Raw genomic sequence first — 18,964 nt, forward strand, 5'->3', positions numbered from 1 at the left:
GGCTTTCAGTATGAATCATTATTACTCAATTTCGATAGAATAGACCGAGAAAAGAACATTTCAGTATGAAACTGTTCTTTCTGAACTTGGTAAATTGATAGGATGGATTAAGGCTTGTAGTAGTGAGTATGAGACTTTATTCCTCTCATACACTATTGTGTAAGTGTAGTTATAGTCGGAGGTACTTTAATGTTCAGTGCTGCTTATGAAATGCTTGGAGGTGAAAAGTGCAAAGCTCAGAGCGTAATTGATTGTCTAAAAATTATTCGTCAAGGGCTTCCTGTTGGAGCGTTGGATAGAGGAATGTTAACTCTTGGTCTGACTAAGACAGATTACGCGAAAATTATTGGTGTTAATCTTCGTACTCTCCAGCGAAAAATGAAAGAACCGAACGCAACGCTAAGCCCAACTGCCAGTGAACATGCTCTTATGCTTGCTGATATGGTCATTAAAGCAGATGAGTATTTTGGTGATTGTGATACGACACTTCGCTGGTTAAATAAGCCTAGCTTGGTGTTTGAAAACGAAACACCACTTTCATTCTGTGACACAATAACCGGTATCATTCTGGTGACGGAAGAGATCAATAAGTTGAAATACGGATATACGGCTTAAATGGAAGTTTACCTATTGTCACACAGCAATGTTGCTGACATGGCTGGGAAAGCCAGTCTGTTTGGTTTTGTGAGTTAGGTCCTTAGAGACGTTATGATTGGTTGTTAGAGTTTTTGCTACAGCTTTTATGCTGGCGTATCTCTGCCTTGCGCTGTAGGTTACATCAGGATAGATATAGGCTATGGCTCGACATATCGACCTGAATTCTTTGAGATAAAATCATCTCAAGAAATATCACCATACTTGATACGATTTAATGCATCTAAAACGCGTTTTAAGTCACCTTTAAGCACTACTTCTAGCGGAGTCAAACCAGACAGCGCTGGAATTGCAGAAGTTAACCATTCTGTTCTCAAGTCAGAGTTGTCAAACACACCCTCTACTTGATCTTTTAAATTAGGATGTTGTGAAAGAATATACTCTATAGACTTTGACTGGATACTGCCCTCAAATTCGACTTTACGTAAAGTCCATGAACCATCTTTATTGTCCAACCATTCGATTTGATCGCCTTCATTCCATTGCAATTCTTTTTGCAGTATTTCTGGAATGTTGAAGAAAGCTTCACCATCACTGGTCTTCTCAATTTTGACTTTCATTGCTGCTAGAACCTTATTCTATTCAAGTAATGGGGGAATGGTACGCTTATGTTAGTACTAGCGTACCCGCTATCAATTTATCAGTTGTAGTTGGCTTCCATGAACCATTTTTCGTTTATAGTATATACGACAATACGGTGCTTGGATTAGCTCTAGTGTTGTAGCAAAACCAGGTTGCCACTAATTGAAAAGTGATAAGCCCTCAGTACATTAAGCTCGCACCAAACTGATAAGAAAGAGTAGGTCAAATACTGAGCCGTAAATTATGACGACTAAGTCAGCTAGCGGCAGAAGTAAGCTTGCCACATACGCTTCTTAGCTTTAAACTAACTTTTAAAGCCTCGGGTATCCCTGCTTTTTCTTGGAGTTACTATTTACTGTCTGGCCAGAAGTAATTGTATCGAATTGAACTTGGCTTAATTGCAAAGCAGACCACCGAGGATATACGATAGGTCTAGGTGCTTTCCTTTCTATATACTTTGGTGATAAAACACCCGACGCTGCACACAAAATGTGTTCCCTCTTCGATTTGAATGACAAACCTTCTGTAGCTGTTTACAAAGCATTCAAACAACAATAGGGAGTAATCACGCTCCCCACTGAATGCACAAGCAGGCCAAAAGATAGTTAGCTCTTGAAACCAGGCAACCCCTGAGACAGACGCCATTCTTTGACTATTCTTACAATGCTTTCGGATTTCCCATCTTCAGGATTCTCAGGGTAATAAATCAGGTCTGAACCTTCTGGGTGCTCTGTTGTAGCGATAAAGTTTTCTAGTAATTCATCTTGATATTCATCAGAGCCTTCTGCACTGATAATAGTGTTCAGTAACTCCAAAAACTCTAACTCGGTATAGTCTTCTAATCTATCATGTAATCTCATCGCTATCCCTTATGAATATTTATATGGTTTTTAGGTGTATTAACTCTTAAGTTATCAACATTGTAAACATCCCCACCATGTTGAATTTCTTTGAGATGGTGCAATTCAAATGAACGACGGCCACCAACTGTATCGCTGAATCTTGCTCGAGGAGCCTTACCATCTTTCATTCGTTTTTTATTCGAAGGAACAAATTGGTTCGCTAATATTGGGTCTTCAGATACTTCTATCCAAAAAGCCTTCCTAAAGCCATCAAAACTACTGAACTCCTTATCTCTCAGCTTGTCAGCAATTTGTGATGGAACTGGCGATCCTAACCCCTCACTGGCTCTCTCTAGCCAAACCCCTGTTATATCTTCACCATTCCCCGTTACCACCCCAGATTCATCACGTGCAGTCTTCCGGAAGACTAGGTAGAGTGGAGGGAGCCCTGTATCTGCAGGGAAGGTTACGATGTACTCTGCAAGTTCTTCCTCAGGGTAGAGAACCGTGCCTATCTCTTGTTCGTGTTCTTCAATTGGGCGCACCCAAATATTGTGAACATCAAGCTGATCGTTTTCAGGCAACACTGTATCGGGTGTTAGCACATCCGTTGAGCCATCGGGCGTCCACGTAATGCTAATGCCGCTGTCTAGCTCCGCAACAAAGTTGTGTCCTTGTTGCAGCGCCTCACGTTTCGCGATGCGATCACCATAGGTACTACCTTCGCCCGTTTTGATACCAACCACTTGCTGTTTGCCATTTTCGTCCGTGTACATATTGAAACGGACGCGCATTGTTGTAGTGTCATTAGTCGAGACGTCAGAATTACCTTCTAAGGTTCCATCCCCAAGCTGAGAAGGCCATAAGGCCGCAACTAGAAAGCCGCCCATTCGAGCAAAGCCAGCTAACGCTTCTCCTGAAATCGACCACGTTCCGATAGTATTAGTCGTACTAGAACTGAGAATACCAAGGTTCGTCGTCGCTGTGTGCGCTGGAATCGCAAGTAGTGCTGCTTTACCAAAATCCGTAGCTTTAGAATCGGTTGTTATGGTAGTTAAGTTCGTAATGGGCAATTCTTTCGCGAATAAATTTTCACTGTTTATTGCCTTAAATGACGTTCCTGCTAAAAGCGACTCCGAGTAAGCATAATGGGTATTCGCCACGCAACTATAAGTACAAGGGGAAAGTGGAGGTAACAGCGTTTCTTTTTCTGGAGAACTCTGTCTTTGCTCAGTTCGTTGAACAATAAGTGAATCCCCAACCTTCAATGTCATCGGGTCAGTATTGTACTGAGGATTCAAATCAAGTAGTTGTTTAGCCGACAAACCATACTGCTCCGCAATCGCACCCCACGACTCACGTTGATGGATGTTTGAGTCTGTAGCAACGATATGCGTCTCTGGTTTGCCCTCTGCTTTACCTGTTTCCAGTGGTTGAGTGGTTTGTCTTTCCGCGACAGGCTGTTTAGGTGCTGCGAGCAGTTCGTTGGTATCGAGCTTGATACCATGCTGAGCTAACCAATCATCATTAAGGTTATCAAGCCTTTCTCGCGTAATTTGCTGTGCAAGGTAAATCAGATGTTGGTTTTCAATCTCTTTACCTTCGAGCTTCCAGTAAACCAGAATGGCACTTTGGTAGACGTTGTAGCCCTGTTCATCATTCAATCGCTCATGAGTGGATCGCGTGGCATAAAACGCCCACTTACCCTCACCAAGCAGCTTATACTCTTGAACTAAACGGTCATTATGAAAGTGGTAATAATAACCTTCCGTTGGCAGCCCTAAACGCTCACCTAGCTGTACTGATGGGATGACTGGAATAAAAGCTTCTCGTACGACACCAGAACCTATTGGCTTGACCTGCACACTCTCTGGAATGCTGATGCCCATAGAGCTGTCTGCCACTTTCGCAAACAATTTTTTCGGCTCATCAAAGGCAGTATGAGCGATGTATTTAGTACCGTGTTCAGTGGGCTCTGTTTGCCAGCGACCAATCATGGCTTCTTGTTTGGTCTTGCCCAGTTGAAACGCACAGCCCACGCTTTTTTTGAATGTGTCCTCAGAGCACGCAATTTCAAAGCAATATTCATAATTGAGCTGGGGTGGAGCATCAGAAGTATCAGGTTTGATGGGCTCAGGGACATAGGTCTCTTCGATGCTTGGAGCGTATGCAGCACGACTTTGATTTGACGCGGCTCTACTTACCGCTCCACAAGACATCTTCGCTCTAGAGAGAAATGCGTTTTTTGCCTCTGGTGATAATGCTTCTTGTCCTTCAGCAGACAAGCTCCACGATTTACTTATCCCATCACGGAGCATCACAGGTCTAGATGGGGTGTCCGTCAACAGGACCAACTCACCACTTTTGAGCTTATCCATAAAACGAGAGAAGCTCATCCCCTGAGGAAGTGCTGAGCCTAAGCCTCTTTCGCTCAGCTTTTTTATATCCCCTTCGACTTGCCCGAACTCATACGTCATCAGTTCGGTTAGCCGTACAACCTTATAACCCATAGTAAAACCCACCAACAGCTTTCAATGTGGCACATTCTACCCATTTAATTGGTATTGAAGGATTTATAACCATGGGTTAGGGCTACAAATTGCATTTAGTGTGATTTTAGTTCACCAAATAACATTCATTGACAACTGCTTTGTCATTAGTTGAAAGCGTTCACCGTACAACAATTTACTATTGTCTCAAGCAATTGCAGTAAAGCTCTTCTTCAAATAACTTTTAGTATAGAAAAGTGGACTAAAAGTTGCTTATCAAATTGGTGACTACTCAGTGAGCCACTAATTATACGAATAAAGTATAGAGTAGATTGGGGAGTGGTTAGACCGCACCACTCCTAAATACAACTCATTGTTACGAGGTATTAGCTTGTAAGTTCTAACATTCTTTTTTTGCCTTCTTCAAATGACTCTAGCTCCCACTGTACATCAGTTATACTCTTAAAGAACTTCTCATATCTATCCCCTTCGCTGTCTAGCCCTAGCGCATAGTAACAATTGGATAAAGTCGCATAAGCCCATTTATACTTGCTATTAGGCTCTTCCATCGCTACATCCTGTAAGATTTCTATAATTCGCTTTCTGGTTTTCTTTGCTGCAATCTTGAAATATGTTTTTTCATCGTCATCGGTTTCTGTAGAAGCGAGTAAATCTAAACATAATGCAAAGTTCTCCCCAGTGTAATAATCTGAGCTAATTTGAAAGCCTTTCTCATAGTAGTTTTTAGCTCGACGCAGACACTCTCTATCACAGTTGATGAGCCACATACGTTTATAGATTGCTCCAACCAATCCCAAGGTTTCTGGATCATTTGACTCTCCGTTATTGCTTAGTTTTTCAATGATACGAAGAGCATCTGATAAAGCTGTTGCTTCAGATGGCTGTTTAGATTTATATGTCGCTAAAGTTTGCTGTTGTACAAAATAATCTTCAGTTGGAGCCATTTCTGATGCTCGTTTCCATAGTTTTGCTGCTTGGGTAAACTCATTCTCAGCCATTAGAGAACGCGCTTTTTCGGTAATTGCAAAAATATGATTATCTTTTTCTGCTAGATCTCCGATGATCCTAGCATACTCTTTCGCGGGTAACTTCGGGGGTTGGATGTTGTTGATAAAATCGTAAAGGGGGCTATCAACAAAGGCGTTTTTTGTAGCATTTTGGATTAAAGATGCTAGCTCTACTTGGCACCTGTTCGCTTCATCTGCCCCAATATCTTCACCTAAATGCTTGTAGTGGAAAATCCTAGTGTGGTCCAGGTCAAAGTTGATTTTTCCACCTTCTTCTTTGAGTATGATAGTTGTACTTGGTTTTACTGCATGTCGGATTCCTAATTCATATATCGCATTAGGGTTAAAGGTTGAAATATCCGCAACAACTAGATCTGCGTGCATTAGTAGTGCATACATGCTTTTGTCTATAAGACCAGGGTCTTGTATTTCATCTGCTCTAACACACTGGTATCCAGTACTTTCTACTGCGGGCTGTATGATGTTCTTATATGTTTTGTCTAAGTCAAAAGTCTTTCCTGTTGAATAGTCAGTCTTTTTCCCAAAGCCCATGATTACAAAGCATATTTTTTGACCTGAATGCATGATAACTCCCGATTTAGCGATAGCTTTTATTGATAAGGTTAATAAAAGGCAGGTATAGCTTGAACATTTGGAACTTGACCCCAATATACAACTTTATGGGTATAAAGGAGACTAATAAATGGCAAAAAACCATCGAGTATTTATAAGCCACTCATGGGATCATTCTACGGACCTAGAAGGCTTAAGACGTTTACTTAATGAACGTGGCTACTTCAATGTCGAATTTAAAGAGGTTTCGAGGTTTGAGCCGATAAACTCTACCAATGCTAGCTATGTCAAAGCTCGCTTGAAGGAGAAAATCCTTAGTTCAGATATCGTCATTGGCTTAGCAGGTATGTACGCTAGTCACAGTGATTGGATGGAATGGGAGCTTGATACCGCTGTGTCTAATGGTGTTCCTATCATAGGCGTTATCCCACGAGGACAGGTTCGTAGTTCGACTACCGTAACAAACAGATCTAGGATTGATGTAAGGTGGAATACTGAAAGTATTGTTTCAGCAGTTCGAGATTATTCTAGAGCTTAAATATTGTTTTGTGGCTAATATGTATTAGCCACAAATGAGTCATCTAGTAGTTTTGTCGAGCTATCCACTGAGTGTGCTCCCTAGAAAATGCCATTTCGGCCCCACTAACATATTCGGAAAACTGCTCTTCAGTTACTACCTCTTCAATACCTCCTCTAATTATTCCTATTTCTTGAGCTGTAAGGGAATATGAAGATGAAAGCTCATTGTGTTTCTTGATCTGTGTCCAACCTATAATGAATGCAGCTCCTAGCGCGAATACATCTGTAGGCCAGTATTGCCATTCAGGGTAAGCAATCCTTAACAATACGCACAGCAATGCGCAACCTTGCGTGAGCATGAGACCTATAAACCATCGGTTGTGCATTTTATTGTTATATGAAGCTTTTGTTGCATACCATTGTCTTTGTTCGTCTATACGGTGAGTTAAGTAGTAGGCTTTTCTGTCTTCAAGGTTCATTTTCCTGATGTCTTGCATTGTTGTCGTTATTTGTTCATCTGTACTTTGATGAGCTTGGACGATTTCTCCTAACTCATTATTACTTCTAATAATCTGAGTCAACATATTACGGAAGTTTGCGTTTGGTATCTGTATTGAAATATCGTCAACATATGGGGTTGCCCTCATACAGTATTTCCACGTAGACGTTTTTATAGATTCAGCGATGGCACGTCCGTTATACCAGCTTTTTTCATAACGATTCTTTCCAAGGTTATAGGATAAAACTAAGGCTAGAATGTAAAATACAGCGACGATCATGCTGTATTCTTTTGTTGGTAGAACATTAATTGATAAGAGGGTGCCAACCAATAACACAAGAGCATGGAAAACCGTTAATCCTAAGAAACGTTTTTGGGATGTCGCTGAGGTATTATCTGCTGATTTAAATAGAGCAGGGTATTTTAATGATATGTTCTTCACACGAATATCCTAGAATTTTTACTTTTAAGTCAACATCGTACACTATAAATGCCATTAGTGTCATAAGGTTGTGTTTTAACGTAATAGTATGCTTTGAGGTAGTTAGTTATGGCTTATAGTGGCGTAAGAAGAAAAGTATTTATCTCGCATTATGGTGTGGACAGAGATGCTGTACGGAGTTTTATCGATAAATGGAGTAGCGTGTTTATAGCGAAAGAAATTGGTGTTTATGATGAAGCCGACTTCATCGACAGTAATGATAGTGATTATGTTATGACTCGAATTCGTCAAGACTATCTAAGTGATTCAACTATAACTATCGTCTTAATGGGAACCTGTACCCATAGTCGTCGATATATAGACTGGGAAATCAAGTCTTCGCTAAGGCAAGGAAGCTACACCCCAAACGGGTTGATTGGAATTGTATTACCAAACGTAAAAGAGGCTCCGCATATTCCAGAGAGATTCGCAGCTAACTTTAGCAAAACAGAAGATTGCTATGCTCAATATCATTGGGCACCTACATCAGAGGAGCAGTTAGGGCGATGGATCGAGGAAGCATTCGAATCTCGAACTAAAAAAGCCTATCTAATCAATAACTCGCAAACGATGTGGAAATATAATCGTAAGTGTAAACATTGTGGCTACACACATTAGCAGTCAGTATCACCAGAGGCTCAGTTCACTAGTTTTTGTGTGAGCAGGATTATATGCTACCTTACTTGTCTCGTTGGGAGTTATTACTTTAACATCTGGTTTTTTATCTTCAGCCATTTTGTTAATGCACCTGTTTCACAAGCTGTAGCCTCTCCATATAAGCAGTCGTCGTTCAAGCTTTCTTGTTTTCCTCACACGACTTAGGCGACCAATATTCGCCTCTTCAATTTCTAATTAATAGGTTAGCAGCTAGATTATGAACTTATGCGGATGAGTGATGTTTACGTTCATAGTCTTCTAGCCTCGAAGAAGTTTTGGTATGGAAAGTTGCTATAAGGATTGCCAACATAGAGCAACCTGACTGGATTGTGTGATCCATATAATGTGTGATACTCAATAGTTTTTTCTGACGTGGGGTCGTTCAAATCCTTCGGTTTAGGTAACGATTCCCCATAAAACCTCAAATCAGTACAGATAAAGTATGCATAAGTAACACTTTTTTGTGTTATCTCTTTGTAGCCTCTGTGTGGCAACGTTTGTAATACTTTTAGTAAAAAAACAGGTGACGCTAGACGTGTGGAGATAGCAGCGGCGGGTAACCATAACTTACTTTTTCTCGGGCCTCCCGGAACGGGCAAGACCATGTTGGCGTCTCGTCTGCGTGATTTGTTACCTGACATGAGTGATGACGAAGCGATGGAAACGGCATCGGTCGCTTCTTTGACTCAACAAGAGATTAATCAGTACAACTGGAAGCAACGTCCTTTTCGTGCTCCACATCATTCGAGTTCAATGGCGGCACTGGTAGGTGGTGGCTCTGTACCTCGGCCCGGCGAGATCTCTTTGGCGCACAATGGCCTACTGTTTCTTGATGAGATGCCCGAGTTTGAGCGTAAGGTTCTCGATTCATTGCGCGAACCACTGGAGTCGGGTGAAATCATTATCTCTCGGGTGGCAGGCAAAACTCGCTTTCCTGCGCGCTTCCAATTAATCGGAGCATTGAACCCTAGCCCGACTGGTTACTATGAGGGTAATCAAGCACGCGCTAACCCGCAGATTATATTGCGCTACCTCAATCGGCTATCAGGTCCGTTGCTTGATCGGTTTGATATGTCTCTAGAGATCCCACTTCTGCCTAAAGGAACGCTCGCTGAAGGTGGTGATCGCGGCGAAACCACCCAAGTCGTGAAGCAAAGGGTTAAACAGGCTCGTCAAACCATGTTGTCTAGGAACCATAAATCGAATGCACTGCTCGGTAGTCGAGAAATTGAAAAGTACTGCCCACTGCGACGTGAAGATGCGGAGTTTCTCGAGACAGCACTGCATCGTTTGGGTTTGTCGATTCGTGCCTATCACCGAATCATCAAGGTCGCACGAACTATTGCTGATCTGGATGGTAACGAGCAGATAGAAAAGAAACACTTATCCGAAGCACTTGGTTACCGCGCGATGGATAGATTATTGAAGCAACTTACGGCACAAGCTGTGTAGTGAAAAGCAGAAAAAAGCCTGCATAGATGCAGGCTTTGGTTTGATAGTTTATCTGTGTTGGTTGGATTAGAACTTGTAGTTCAAGCCAACTGAAACAATGTATTGAGACTCATCATAGAAGGTAATGTTCGAGTCGCTTGTGCCGTAGCCAGCAAGGGAGACGAACGACCAGTTTTCCCAATCCATGAACTGATCATACTCATACGCGGCGAATAGATTGATGTTGTCATCGCTGCGCTTCTTTTGGAAAGTGATGCTGCTTGCATCGTAAGAGCGTTGGTTGTAGCCCGCTGTTAGTGCGTATTGATGACGTCCCATACCACCAAATAAGCTGACCTCACCACCGAATTGCTCGAACGATGCCGCATCGCCGTCTGCATCACTGGATTGATAAATTAAAGACGGTACTAGCATCATGGTGCGACTAATCGGTTGGCGGTACTGACCTTTCAGGTACAAGGTATCGGCGTCGCGTTTTAGCGCGTCTTCAACTAAATCGCTTTTCACATCTTTGGTCGCATAAGCCATATCCAATGAGAACGCAGAGCCAGCAATACTCTCTAGTTTTAGGCGGAACGCATTTCCGGTTTCATCGGTTTTACTGCGAGCTGAGCTCGTGTTGTATGGATCAGCCCAAGTTTCACCAGACATAATGGTTGGCAGTAGTGAAGCATCGATAACCATGCCTGATTCAAGTTGGTATTTGTAACCAACCTCAAGCACTACGGTACCCGTAGCAACATCATCACGAGCTGTACCTGTGTAAACCTGATGGTTCAGCTTTTCACCAAAGGTGTAAGCGATACTACCTAGCGGTGCGACAAGAAATGAGCTCTCAGACGAAGCTTTTTGATTGGTTGAGGAGAGCTTACTGTCAGCGTCGATATTAAAATTTGAGGTCGAAGAAGTGACACCAGTGTTGATAGAGATTTCACCACTGAAACCTGGCTCATCAGCAAGCTTGGCAAACGCGGGCGCAGCAGCAACGCTTAACGCCAATAACGTATATTTGATTTTCATTCAGAGGCTCCTTGCCCCAGTGATTGGCAGTAATAAATAGCTGTTAATAAAAGGTTGTAGAAAACAACGGAATCTAAAGGTTCACTTTATCGCACACCTTATAAAGGTAAATTGGATAAATGGGAAACCGAACCGCATCCAAAGATAGTGTCTCTTGCAAGAAGTCATTAAAAAGTGTCAGGCACAAAAAAGGAAGCCGAAGCTCCCTTATTTTGTATTTTTGATTGTTTTTTTACTTTTTCAGTAAGAAGTTAACCAATTCAAAGTACTCATCTAGGCTGCTGATACCTTGAGCTTCTACTAGGTAACGATTGTTAACAACAACTGCTGGTACACCAGACAGGCCGCTGTCTTTGAATGCTTTATCGAAGCGACGAACCATTGAATCTACCGCAAAGCCGTTGTATGCCGCATCAAATTTCTTAGCATCAACACCTTCGTCTAGGAAGATTTGACGTAGTTCTGCTTCATCGCGTGGTGGCTTGTTCATGTTGTGAATGCGGTTAAACATCACTGGCACCATTTTGTCTTCCACTTTCAGTGCAATCATGGTCGCGTAAGCTTTGCTCATTGGCAGACCCATGTTGCCACCCATGAATGAAACATGGTTTTTCTGTAGCTTAGCGTCTTTCGGTAACTGCTGTTTTAGCTGCTGGATGATTGGCTCAAAGCTATTACAGTGTGGGCAGTAGAAAGAGAAGAATTCAGTTACTACAGGTTTCTTTGATGCTTCTAGATCAAGAACTTTGTAGTGCTCACCTTCGTTAAATTTCGCAGCGTGAGCGGTAAGGCTCAACATGATCAATGAGAAAAATGCGAATAGCTTTTTCATTTATTCAATCTCCATTATGTTTGAATTTTTATCTAGTTGTATGTTGCGATTGCGGTTACCACTGAGGCATTAACGAAAGTGGTGGCTCTTGCAGGGTAGCAATTTGCTCTTTACAAGCAAGTACTTGTTGCTCCCAATATTTCGGGTCATTGAACCATGGGAAGGCCAGAGGAAACGCCGGATCGTCCCATCGCTTAGCTAGCCATGCCATGTAATGCACCATACGTAGACCGCGTAGAGGCTCAATTAGTTTCAGTTGTGAGCTATTAAAATCACAAAACTCTTGGTAATTCTCTAGCAGAATATCGAGTTGCATCAGCTTATCTTGGCGCTCACCATTGAGCAGCATCCACAAGTCTTGTACTGCCGGACCGTTACGTGCGTCATCGAGATCGACGAACATTGGCCCATCGCGCCACAAGATATTACCTGGGTGGCAATCACCATGCAGGCGGATGTTCTCAATATTGCTTGGCCATTGATTCTCTAATTCTTTGATCAGTAGATCGATATCATTAAAGAAAGCGTTCTCTAAGTGCATTGGAATAAATTGAGAGTTTTCTAGGATCTTACGTGGTTGATGCAGGTATTCATCTAGGCTGATGGTTGGACGATGTTGAAAGGTTTTCGCTGCACTCGCCTTATGAATTCTGCCAAGGAAGCGGCCAACGCCTTCTAATTGATCTAGGTTATCTACTTCATACTGTCTGCCACCAACGCTCTCAAATAGCGCGAATAGATAGCCTTGGTATTCATGTAGGGTAGCGCCGTTAATCCGCATTGGTGGAGCAACGGGAATTTCTTGGTCAATCAATTCTAATGCGAAGTCATGTTCTTCTTGGATTTGCGCTTTGTTCCAGCGCTGAGGACGATAAAACTTAACGACGTAGCGTTTACGGTCTTCATCGGTAAATTGATATACCCGGTTTTCGTAGCTGTTAAGAGCAAGAAGCCCAGATTCAGCACGAACCCCAATGCTTTCCAGTGCGTACCACATGAAGTCGGGGGTCAGGTTATCAAAGTTAAAGGCTTGCATCGTCATATAATAAAAAAGGCTCATTACTGAGCCTTTTTCCATTTATTGGGTGTTGTACCAATCGTGTGTGATTAGTATTAGAGTTTCTTGATAAAGCGGCTTTCTACTTCCATCGTAAACTCTTCATTATCCGAGAGTATAAACTGAATTGTCGAAACTGGTGAGCTCAGTTTTTCAGGATCGGCACCTAAACTGATAGGTAGGTTCAAAACCTCGCCTGGAGCAACGGTTACTGTCTGTTTGCCGTACCAAATTGAACCTGGTAACCCACTGACATCGAGTTTGTACTCTTGTTCTTGTTGAGTCTTGTTGATCACCTTGAGGGTATAGGTGTTTTCAACCAGCCCCTGAGTATTGACTCTGAACAGTTGGTTTCTATCACGCAGAACGCTCAAGCCTGCAGGGTCGACACTGGCGATTTGTACGAAGAACAAGCCAAGCATCAGAACAAGTATTGCACCGTAGCCCAATAATTTAGGACGCATCACCTTAGTTGAGTGACCTTCAAGCCTATGCTCCGTGGTGTAGTTAATCAGACCTTTCTCATAGCCCATGCGCTCCATGGTCTTGTCACAGGCATCAATACACGCACCACAGTTAATACATTCGTATTGCAGGCCGTCACGGATATCAATGCCCGTCGGACACACTTGCACACACAGGTTACAGTCAATACAGTCACCAAGACCAAGCGCTTTAGGATCGGCCTTGCGAGAACGAGGACCGCGGCTCTCACCACGCTCAGTGTCGTAGCCTACGATGAAGGTATCTTTATCAAACATCGCAGATTGGAAGCGAGCATAAGGACACATATGCAGACAAACAATCGAACGCATCCAACCAGCGTTGGCATAAGTACAACCAGCGAAGAACAGTACCCAGAACACAGGCCAGAACGAAGAGTTAAAGGTAAAGAAACCAACCACTAGCTCTTTGATTGGAATGAAGTAACCGACAAAGGTTAAACCGGTCGCAATCGCAATCGCCCACCATGCAATGTGCTTGATGGTTTTTCTGATCATCAGGTTGGTGGTTAACTTGCCAGAATCTTGTTTTCTTCGCTTGTTGGCAGCACCTTCCAGTTTCTCTTCGAACCAGATGTACATGAAGGTCCACACGGTTTGTGGGCACAGGTAGCCACACCACACGCGGCCCAAAAAGGTGGTGATAAAGAACAGGCCAAAGGCGGCAATCATGAATAAGATCGCAAGTAGGGTTAGATCTTGCGGGTATAGAGTGGTGCCAAAGAAGTTGAACTGCTGGCTACCGATATCGAGCAAGATTGCTTGTCGCTCACCAAATGGAATCCATGGGATCAGCGCAAAAAGTAAAAGTAAGAACCAACCACCGTAGCGGCGTAATTGTTGGAATTTACCTTTGCTTTCTCGAACATAGATTCGGTTACTTGGGTTAAATCGATCTCCATTACCTTTATGTGTCTTTGGATTAAAGGTTTTAGGAGTCACATCTTTGATATCGATTTTATCCTGACTCATGGATTATCCTTTTGGTGGCTATACCCTTCTTCGAGAGTATTGACGACATTGCTTTAAAATATGATGTTAGAGGATCTAAGCTTTAAGTTTGGTGCCTAGGCTGAAAGAGCACTCACTCTTATTATTTTAGAAGATCCTTATGGGTGGCGATTATAGCGACAATCTTGTTCTCATTTCTTTAACGCTATCAACCTTTAACAACAAAAGTCATAACAGTTGTGACGAAAAAATAGCGAACAGAAACAAAAAAGCGACCCAGAGGTCGCTTTTTAGAATTGAGCTATTTATCTATAAGGCAATGATGCTTTAACACATTGAAGTGATTAAAGTAGGCCGCGCGCTTTTAGGATTGCGGTTTTGAAATCATTCTCTTGGTCCTTTTTCAGACCTGGAATCATTTCATCTTTCTCGCTGTTGCGCATTTTTAGATGGTAGATAAGCACATCGTCTGTCAGGTCTTCAAGCTTGCCCTCGTAGCCTGCCTCTTTTGACAGCTTAATGATGAACTCTAATAAGTTAAGCTCCTGATCTTTCTGCCACTCTGGCTCCATCAGTTCAAGAAGTTCTTCTATGCGGTGACACTTCATACTTTATTCTCCACAAATTTTATAATGATTTGTGGCTAAGGTATCAAATCGGTTAAGGAATACCAATGTGTAAACGCATTTCAAGAGAATACCAGGCAAGAAAAAAGCGCAGTAAAAACTGCGCTTTTTGTTAAGCGGCTTTAATTACTTTTGTTGTAGTCGGTGCTAATAAAGCAGTCTTCTCAACTAAAGTCATTGTAGGAGCCAATTTCTTTGCCGTTGGAGCAGCAACAAAGCCACTACGACGACGCATCGCACTACGGTTGGTGTGCGAGAACCTGACAGCTGTTGGGCGCATTAATTTACCTAACGGTCAGGCATATCCATTGCCAATCTAATGGCCTGATTCACTATGAGATCCGCTTCAATTGCTTGAAGAGTCACTCGTCTGGCTTTCGCCAATCCGAATAATAAATCAGGATAATGATATGCATGCATATCGAGTATTAGGTTATCACTATCTCAGTTATCGATCGACGCTTGAGTGATAAATAGACGATATTAGAGCTAAAATTGTGTGAGCAGTATATTTGAGTTTGAACCTCTTTCAGGCTTAAGATGATGCTTTAAAGGAGGTGCATATGTCGTTCTTAAAGAAAACGTTAGCAAGTTTTGGTATTGGGTCGGCTAAGGTCGATTCGGTATTGCAACAGGAAGTGCTGTATCCAGGGCAGAAGGCGAGCATTATTGTGCATGTGTATGGTGGCGCTCAGCCGCAGGAGATCGACAACATCGATCTTAATCTGTGCTGTCGTTACGTAAAAGAAGTCACCATGAACTCGCAAAGGCAAGAGGGCGGCCAAACACGCCGCATGCAGCAGACATACTCACTAGCAAAATGGAGCCTGCCATACGCGTTTGTGATTCAGCCGGGTGAAACTCGCGACTTTGAGTGTGAGTTTGATGTTCCATTGAACACACCGGTGACGATTGGCGATTCAAAGGTGTGGCTGGAAACAGGGTTAGACATAGCGATGGCGATTGACCCTTCGGATAAAGATATCTTAACGGTTCGTCCTGATGCACTCCTTGATGGCATTTTCAATGAGCTGGAGGCTCAAGGGCTACGCATTCGCCAGGTAGAGTGTGAAGCAGTTGATGGCTTTGAACTGCCGTTTGTTCAAGAGTTTGAGTTTGTTCCAACCACTGGGCCTTACCATGGCCGCTGGCGCGAGCTGGAAGTGGTTGCTCATCGAGATGACAAAGAACTTAAGCTATGGTTTGAAATAGACCGCAATCGCGATGGTGCAAAAGGTATGTTGGCAAGCTTGTTGGGTATTGGTCAATTACATCGACAGCTGAGTGTGCCACTTGATGCCTCCCCAGAAGAGGCGGGTAAGATGGTCATTGAGTACCTAGAAAACGCGTCTTAATATTCTTCTGAATAAATGATGTCTAAGGGATCACTGTCTTCGATCTCTCAGAGCTTTACATGTCATAAAAATTTAAGCTTACACGTGTACGCTTAATGTGTAATACTAGCATTATCGAACATTTACTCTAGTAGGATAATTATGTCTGCATCATCGGCGAGCGAATACAGTGACATTGAAGAACGCGCCAATGCGATAACCCATGGCTTGGGTGTTGTGCTTGGCGTAGTTGGTTTAATCCTGCTACTGAGCCGTGCGTTTGACCATCAAGCCGACATGCTGACGATTACCAGTATGGCGGTGTATGGCAGCAGTATTATCCTGCTATTTCTTGCTTCTACGCTTTACCACTCTATCACCACAGAGAAAACCAAACGGCTGCTGAAAACTCTCGATCACTGCGCTATTTACTTACTGATCGCGGGCAGTTACACACCATTCTTACTGGTCAGTTTAAGAACGCCATTAGCGATGGGGCTGATGGCAGTGATTTGGGGGATTGCACTGGTCGGCATTATTATGAAGATAGCCTTTGTCTATCGATTTAAGCGCTTGTCATTAGTGACTTACTTAGCGATGGGCTGGTTGTCATTGATCGTGGTGTATCAATTGGCGATGAATATCGAGATGGGCGGTTTGGTGCTATTAGCACTTGGTGGTGTGATTTACTCATTGGGTGTGATTTTCTATGTGGCAAAACGCATCCCTTACAACCATGCCATCTGGCACTTGTTTGTGTTGGCGGGCTGCGCTTGCCACTTCTTCGCTATCTATCTGTACGTGACTCCGGTTTAGCGAGTCAGTACTTCAATGATTTCAGCTTTAACTTGGTACTCAGGGTGCTGTTCAACAGCTAGCTTGATAGAAGTACCTTCGGCATCTGTTTTTGGTCGAAGGTAGGTATCTGCCATGCGCTTAATTGATTTCCAAACGGCGACGGTTTTCTCTTCTAATAATTCACCGCTTGCTGAATACAGATCGAGTTTTACCGACACCAAGATCACAGCTTGTGTGCTTTGGTTGGTAATCGCGGTTGGAATAATCAGCTCACCATCTTGATAGTGGCTAGCACCGAGTACCACATCAACCCCTGATTGTGACAGCTGTAGGCTTGGCTTCTTGCTATCAACAACAATTGTCGTACCTTGTACATTCGTTGCAATCGGAACGGCGACAACAGGTGCGGCAGCAACAGGCACCGTGCTCTCTGACGTTACTGCTTCTTTTGTTTGCTGCTTGTGTGCCACGTACTGCCAAGTAAAGTCATCTTTCAGCAGTATCTGCTTGCCATCTTGTAGAGTGAGCATCTGCTCGGCGAAAGCTGAACTGCTCAGCAGTGCGCTTGCGATAAGTAGGTATGATTTCATCTCTGTTTCCTTAAATATTAGTGCAACTAGCGTCGCCAGAAGGCTGGGAAGAATAGAACGATCAGCGTCAGTATCTCCAGCCTACCCATCAACATACCAAAGCTTAATAACCACTTAGCGGCGTCTGGCAGCGGAGCAAAGTTACCTGTTGGACCGATTACGCTACCCATACCCGGGCCAACGTTAGCCACCGCTGTAATGGCACCAGAGATACTGGTGATTGGGTCCAATCCCATCGCACTCAAACCGCCAGCGATTAAGATAATCGTAATAAAGAACATCAAACCAAATGCTACCAATGAGCGCACGATATCGTCGCTCACAGGACGTTGATTGTATCGTTGAACAAATACGCCTGATGGGTGAATCAACTTCATCATTTGTTTGTGAAGCATCGTCATCGCTATTTGGAAGCGGAAGATCTTGATACCACCCGAGGTTGAGCCTGAACATGCACCCGCCATCATCAAGAAGGCAAACAAGGTGGTTGGTAGTGCGCCCCATGCTGTGAAGTCTTCCAAGCCAAAGCCGGTAGTGGTGACCACAGAAACAATGTTGAACATAGAAACACGCAGTGCATCCAAAACGGTGTAGCCATCTCTCACCACTAACCATGCTGAAATGACCGCACTGGTGAACAAAAACAGGTAGGTGAAGCCTTTCACCTGAGCATCTTTGTAGAGGATAGACAGTTTTCTACCGCGTAATGCGCTAACGAATAGCAGGAATGGTAAGCCACCAAGGAACATGAACACTGTGCCCACCCAGTGAGCGCTATTTGAGAAGTGGTTCATCGAGCCATCAGAGGTCGAGTAACCGCCAGTTGATAGCGTGGTAAACGAGTGGTTGATGGCGTCAAACACGCTCATGCCTGCAAACAGGTAGCTCACTAAGCACAAGCCAGTTAATACCAGATAAACCGCTACGATGTTCTTGGCGACGGTTTTTGCTCTCGGGCTGCTTTTATCGGACCAATCGGAAGATTCCGTTTGGAACAGGCGCATACCACCGACGTTGAGCATCGGCAGTACTGCCACCGCCATTACGATGAAGCCAATGCCGCCAAGCCATTGCAATATCGAGCGCCACAGTAGGATGCTTGGTGCCATGCCGTCTAAGCCACTCAATACCGTTGAACCTGTTGTGGTAATACCGGACATAGTTTCAAAGTAGGCATCGGTAAAGCTGATGTGATTGATGAACACAAACGGCAGTGCGGCGAAGGCACTGGCTATTGTCCATACCAGAGAGGTGATCAGGAACATATCCCGCACCCCGAGTCGGAACTTAGCAGAGCGGCCCAAGCTCAAGCAGATGAACGCTACGATGTGCGTGATCACTACGGATTGACCGAATTCGAGAAAGCCACCGGTACCGGTAAAGAAGGCTACTAGTGTTGGGATGTACATGAAAAGGGCCAGTTTTGATAACACTAACCCTATCACTAATAATATAGGACGAAAATTGACCATAGCTT

At 43.5% G+C, this 18,964-nt stretch carries 18 protein-coding genes and 1 pseudogene; 6 read left to right on the plus strand and 13 right to left on the minus strand.

Annotated elements, in window-relative coordinates; genetic code table 11:
- The first annotated feature begins 189 nt into the window (after positions 1-189).
- Complete coding sequence (locus F0251_RS14245; RefSeq protein ID WP_171731218.1) at positions 190-615, plus strand: antitoxin Xre-like helix-turn-helix domain-containing protein; 426 nt, start codon at positions 190-192, stop codon at positions 613-615.
- A 224-nt stretch (positions 616-839) separates the two neighbouring features.
- On the opposite strand, the gene F0251_RS14250 is transcribed toward F0251_RS14245, so the two are convergent.
- From F0251_RS14250 to F0251_RS14265, 4 genes are all read right to left on the minus strand, one after another.
- Positions 840-1,214 carry an MbcA/ParS/Xre antitoxin family protein gene (locus F0251_RS14250; protein WP_171731219.1) on the minus strand — a complete coding sequence of 125 codons (375 nt, stop codon included), beginning with the start codon at positions 1,212-1,214 and terminating at the stop codon, positions 840-842.
- Between the two features lie 627 nt (positions 1,215-1,841).
- The gene (locus F0251_RS14255; protein ID WP_017097462.1) at positions 1,842-2,096 is read right to left on the minus strand and encodes a bacteriocin immunity protein; all 255 of its coding nucleotides are present in this window, start codon (positions 2,094-2,096) and stop codon (positions 1,842-1,844) included.
- 2 nt (positions 2,097-2,098) lie between these two features.
- Positions 2,099-4,600, minus strand: a complete 2,502-nt coding sequence (locus tag F0251_RS14260) for an S-type pyocin domain-containing protein (RefSeq protein WP_171731220.1) — start codon at positions 4,598-4,600, stop codon at positions 2,099-2,101.
- Between the two features lie 353 nt (positions 4,601-4,953).
- Positions 4,954-6,180 (minus strand): TRAFs-binding domain-containing protein, encoded by a 1,227-nt coding sequence (locus tag F0251_RS14265; protein ID WP_171731221.1) that lies wholly within the window; start codon positions 6,178-6,180, stop codon positions 4,954-4,956.
- A gap of 118 nt (positions 6,181-6,298) precedes the next feature.
- On the opposite strand from F0251_RS14265, the gene F0251_RS14270 reads away from it, so the two are divergent.
- A complete protein-coding gene (locus F0251_RS14270) occupies positions 6,299-6,706 on the plus strand; it encodes a TIR domain-containing protein (protein WP_171731222.1) in 408 nt (135 codons plus the stop codon).
- A 43-nt stretch (positions 6,707-6,749) separates the two neighbouring features.
- On the opposite strand, the gene F0251_RS24570 is transcribed toward F0251_RS14270, so the two are convergent.
- Positions 6,750-7,628 carry a DUF4231 domain-containing protein gene (locus F0251_RS24570; RefSeq protein ID WP_171731223.1) on the minus strand — a complete coding sequence of 293 codons (879 nt, stop codon included), beginning with the start codon at positions 7,626-7,628 and terminating at the stop codon, positions 6,750-6,752.
- A gap of 108 nt (positions 7,629-7,736) precedes the next feature.
- Between F0251_RS24570 and F0251_RS14280 the strand changes: the two genes are divergently transcribed.
- Together F0251_RS14280 and F0251_RS14285 are read left to right on the plus strand one after the other, a co-directional pair.
- Positions 7,737-8,285, plus strand: a complete 549-nt coding sequence (locus F0251_RS14280) for a TIR domain-containing protein (protein ID WP_017098105.1) — start codon at positions 7,737-7,739, stop codon at positions 8,283-8,285.
- Between the two features lie 576 nt (positions 8,286-8,861).
- Positions 8,862-9,776 (plus strand): annotated as a pseudogene (locus F0251_RS14285) (YifB family Mg chelatase-like AAA ATPase); the annotation flags it as partial.
- Between the two features lie 66 nt (positions 9,777-9,842).
- Here the strand turns inward: F0251_RS14285 and F0251_RS14290 are convergent.
- The 6 genes from F0251_RS14290 to F0251_RS14315 form a co-directional block, all read right to left on the minus strand.
- On the minus strand, positions 9,843-10,796 hold the full coding sequence (locus F0251_RS14290) for a DUF2860 domain-containing protein (RefSeq protein WP_171731224.1): 954 nt from the start codon (positions 10,794-10,796) through the stop codon (positions 9,843-9,845).
- Positions 10,797-11,028: 232 nt separating this feature from the next.
- On the minus strand, positions 11,029-11,628 hold the full coding sequence (locus F0251_RS14295; RefSeq protein WP_061033963.1) for a thiol:disulfide interchange protein DsbA/DsbL: 600 nt from the start codon (positions 11,626-11,628) through the stop codon (positions 11,029-11,031).
- A 55-nt stretch (positions 11,629-11,683) separates the two neighbouring features.
- Entirely contained in the window at positions 11,684-12,670 is a 987-nt protein-coding gene (locus F0251_RS14300) for a serine/threonine protein kinase (protein ID WP_102426381.1), read from the minus strand.
- Positions 12,671-12,741: 71 nt separating this feature from the next.
- On the minus strand, positions 12,742-14,160 hold the full coding sequence (gene ccoG, locus F0251_RS14305) for a cytochrome c oxidase accessory protein CcoG (RefSeq protein ID WP_008221279.1): 1,419 nt from the start codon (positions 14,158-14,160) through the stop codon (positions 12,742-12,744).
- Positions 14,161-14,483: 323 nt separating this feature from the next.
- Positions 14,484-14,747, minus strand: a complete 264-nt coding sequence (locus F0251_RS14310) for a YihD family protein (RefSeq protein WP_061033966.1) — start codon at positions 14,745-14,747, stop codon at positions 14,484-14,486.
- Between the two features lie 130 nt (positions 14,748-14,877).
- On the minus strand, positions 14,878-15,045 hold the full coding sequence (locus F0251_RS14315) for a hypothetical protein (protein ID WP_004739323.1): 168 nt from the start codon (positions 15,043-15,045) through the stop codon (positions 14,878-14,880).
- A gap of 283 nt (positions 15,046-15,328) precedes the next feature.
- On the opposite strand from F0251_RS14315, the gene F0251_RS14320 reads away from it, so the two are divergent.
- Complete coding sequence (locus F0251_RS14320; protein ID WP_171731225.1) at positions 15,329-16,120, plus strand: sporulation protein; 792 nt, start codon at positions 15,329-15,331, stop codon at positions 16,118-16,120.
- 141 nt (positions 16,121-16,261) lie between these two features.
- Positions 16,262-16,915: a hemolysin III family protein gene (locus F0251_RS14325; RefSeq protein WP_171731226.1), complete on the plus strand. Its 654-nt coding sequence runs from the start codon at positions 16,262-16,264 to the stop codon at positions 16,913-16,915.
- On the opposite strand, the gene F0251_RS14330 is transcribed toward F0251_RS14325, so the two are convergent.
- Both F0251_RS14330 and F0251_RS14335 read right to left on the minus strand, forming a co-directional pair.
- Entirely contained in the window at positions 16,912-17,487 is a 576-nt protein-coding gene (locus F0251_RS14330) for a DUF3157 family protein (RefSeq protein ID WP_171731227.1), read from the minus strand. The genes F0251_RS14325 and F0251_RS14330 overlap by 4 nt on opposite strands.
- A gap of 26 nt (positions 17,488-17,513) precedes the next feature.
- Entirely contained in the window at positions 17,514-18,959 is a 1,446-nt protein-coding gene (locus F0251_RS14335; RefSeq protein ID WP_061033969.1) for a TrkH family potassium uptake protein, read from the minus strand.
- Between the last annotated feature and the right edge of the window lie 5 nt (positions 18,960-18,964).

Source organism: Vibrio sp. 070316B, assembly GCF_013114115.1.
GTDB lineage: Bacteria > Pseudomonadota > Gammaproteobacteria > Enterobacterales > Vibrionaceae > Vibrio > Vibrio chagasii_B.

What these genes read in the sequence shown, in the direction of transcription:
- F0251_RS14245 (WP_171731218.1), top strand. Translation starts at nt 190, where the DNA reads ATGTTCAGTGCTGCTTATGAAATGCTTGGAGGTGAAAAGTGCAAAGCT.
- F0251_RS14250 (WP_171731219.1), bottom strand. Translation starts at nt 1,214, where the DNA reads ATGAAAGTCAAAATTGAGAAGACCAGTGATGGTGAAGCTTTCTTCAAC.
- F0251_RS14255 (WP_017097462.1), bottom strand. Translation starts at nt 2,096, where the DNA reads ATGAGATTACATGATAGATTAGAAGACTATACCGAGTTAGAGTTTTTG.
- F0251_RS14265 (WP_171731221.1), bottom strand. Translation starts at nt 6,180, where the DNA reads ATGCATTCAGGTCAAAAAATATGCTTTGTAATCATGGGCTTTGGGAAA.
- F0251_RS14270 (WP_171731222.1), top strand. Translation starts at nt 6,299, where the DNA reads ATGGCAAAAAACCATCGAGTATTTATAAGCCACTCATGGGATCATTCT.
- F0251_RS14280 (WP_017098105.1), top strand. Translation starts at nt 7,737, where the DNA reads ATGGCTTATAGTGGCGTAAGAAGAAAAGTATTTATCTCGCATTATGGT.
- F0251_RS14290 (WP_171731224.1), bottom strand. Translation starts at nt 10,796, where the DNA reads ATGAAAATCAAATATACGTTATTGGCGTTAAGCGTTGCTGCTGCGCCC.
- F0251_RS14295 (WP_061033963.1), bottom strand. Translation starts at nt 11,628, where the DNA reads ATGAAAAAGCTATTCGCATTTTTCTCATTGATCATGTTGAGCCTTACC.
- F0251_RS14300 (WP_102426381.1), bottom strand. Translation starts at nt 12,670, where the DNA reads ATGACGATGCAAGCCTTTAACTTTGATAACCTGACCCCCGACTTCATG.
- ccoG (WP_008221279.1), bottom strand. Translation starts at nt 14,160, where the DNA reads ATGAGTCAGGATAAAATCGATATCAAAGATGTGACTCCTAAAACCTTT.
- F0251_RS14310 (WP_061033966.1), bottom strand. Translation starts at nt 14,747, where the DNA reads ATGAAGTGTCACCGCATAGAAGAACTTCTTGAACTGATGGAGCCAGAG.
- F0251_RS14315 (WP_004739323.1), bottom strand. Translation starts at nt 15,045, where the DNA reads ATGCGCCCAACAGCTGTCAGGTTCTCGCACACCAACCGTAGTGCGATG.
- F0251_RS14320 (WP_171731225.1), top strand. Translation starts at nt 15,329, where the DNA reads ATGTCGTTCTTAAAGAAAACGTTAGCAAGTTTTGGTATTGGGTCGGCT.
- F0251_RS14325 (WP_171731226.1), top strand. Translation starts at nt 16,262, where the DNA reads ATGTCTGCATCATCGGCGAGCGAATACAGTGACATTGAAGAACGCGCC.
- F0251_RS14330 (WP_171731227.1), bottom strand. Translation starts at nt 17,487, where the DNA reads ATGAAATCATACCTACTTATCGCAAGCGCACTGCTGAGCAGTTCAGCT.
- F0251_RS14335 (WP_061033969.1), bottom strand. Translation starts at nt 18,959, where the DNA reads ATGGTCAATTTTCGTCCTATATTATTAGTGATAGGGTTAGTGTTATCA.